Origin of the sequence: Amycolatopsis sp. SID8362 (assembly GCF_010550475.1) — a bacterium.
Lineage (GTDB): Bacteria > Actinomycetota > Actinomycetes > Mycobacteriales > Pseudonocardiaceae > Amycolatopsis > Amycolatopsis eburnea.
Genome location: NZ_JAAGNB010000462.1, coordinates 1 through 1,390 on the forward strand (window position 1 = coordinate 1; position 1,390 = coordinate 1,390).

The 1,390-nt window shown below is 72.1% G+C and carries 2 protein-coding genes and 1 pseudogene; all 3 read left to right on the top strand.

Going from position 1 to position 1,390, the window contains the following annotated elements; genetic code table 11:
* A partial coding sequence (locus G3I65_RS14535; protein ID WP_160696581.1) for a hypothetical protein occupies positions 1-220 on the top strand: 220 nt, incomplete at its 5' end.
* 9 nt (positions 221-229) lie between these two features.
* A complete protein-coding gene (locus G3I65_RS14540; protein ID WP_160696582.1) occupies positions 230-604 on the top strand; it encodes a hypothetical protein in 375 nt (124 codons plus the stop codon).
* Between the two features lie 11 nt (positions 605-615).
* A pseudogene (locus tag G3I65_RS14545) lies at positions 616-1,390 on the top strand (hypothetical protein); the annotation flags it as partial.

The window sequence follows — 1,390 nt, forward strand, 5'->3', positions numbered from 1 at the left end:
GGACGCCGAGCACCCCGCCACCGGGCGGTCCCGCAAACCTCCCGCCACGCCCGGCGTCGCCCTGCTCGGGCGAGCGGGGCGGCGGGGCTCGAAAGCGGCACCACCGCCCGCGCCCAAGCGGGAGTGGGACACCGGGAACGACACCGTCCAGCTGCTCGACGAAGAACTGTGGCAAGTGGACAAGACCGACGGCGCGCCGCGATACCGCGCCGGTCACTGAGGAGGGGCAATGCCGGCACAGCAGATCAACGGCGACACCGAGGCGATGAGCGCGTACGCCGGGCAGCTCACGGCGCCCGCGATGCCGCCTTCCCTGGCCCGGCTCGGCACGCCGCCGAACCTGACCGGGCTGTTCGAGGGCATCGCGATGTCCGTGCTCGACAAGGCGGCCACCGCGGCGATGGCCGCGCTGCTGACGAAGGTCACCGAAGACATGGTCACCGACAGCACGAAGGTCAAGGCCGCCGCCGCGGGCTACACCGCGGCCGACGTCGCCAGCGCGCTGACGCTCGCGACGTCGGCGACCAAGGTCATCAAGCAGGGCGTCGACCTGTTCAAGAAGACCGCGGGCACGGTCCCGCAGTCGTCCGAGAAAACCGCCTGAGGAGAGCACCCATGGTCGTGCCCTACAACCTGCTGCCGATCGAACTGCACCGGGACATGGTCCAGGCCGAGCAGGCCAAGGTTTCGGTGCTGCTGGACGCGGCGAAGATGTGGACCGAGTGTCGCGAATGGATCGACGCGGCCAGCACCGAACTGAACACCCGCGTCGGCCGGCTCACCCCGGAATGGCAGGACGACGCCGGCCGCGCGCACGAGGAGAAGACCCAGCGGTCGCTGGCGGAGCTGAAGATGTGGGGTGAGCGGATCGACGCGGCCCAGCCCGCCGAGACGCTGACCACGCTCGCCTCGTCGATTTCCGAGGCGTACACGGAGGTCATGGCGTGCTACGCGGCTTATTGCGCGGCGGATCTGAACCCGTTGACGGCGCTGCCGGCCAAGATCGCGGCGCAGCAGGCGTCGGCGTTCCGGATGAACGCGCTCGGCGGGCAGTTCGACGTGTCGATGCTGAAGGTCGTCGCGGCGTCCGGCCTGCAGTCCCCCGGCGACCTGATGCCGACCCCGAAGGCGGCGGCGGAGGGCAACTCCCCGGCGGACTTCGTCAAGGCCGCGGAGGCCGGCATGAGCGCGTTGACCGAGCTGGAGGGCCTCGCCGAGTCGGTGGGTGTCGGCGGCGGCGGTGATTCGTCGGTGCCCCCGGTGCCCGGGCTGACCGGCCAGGACGGTTCGGCGGGCCCGTCGCTGGCCGGGCTGTCCCCGGTGGCGTCCCTGCCGGTGTCGCTCCCGGGGTCCGGAGCGGCGCTGGGCGGCGTCGGCGCGCCGCCGGTGG

Bases quoted from the DNA above. Each gene is read 5' to 3' on its own strand.
- G3I65_RS14540 (WP_160696582.1), top strand. From the start codon at position 230: ATGCCGGCACAGCAGATCAACGGCGACACCGAGGCGATGAGCGCGTAC.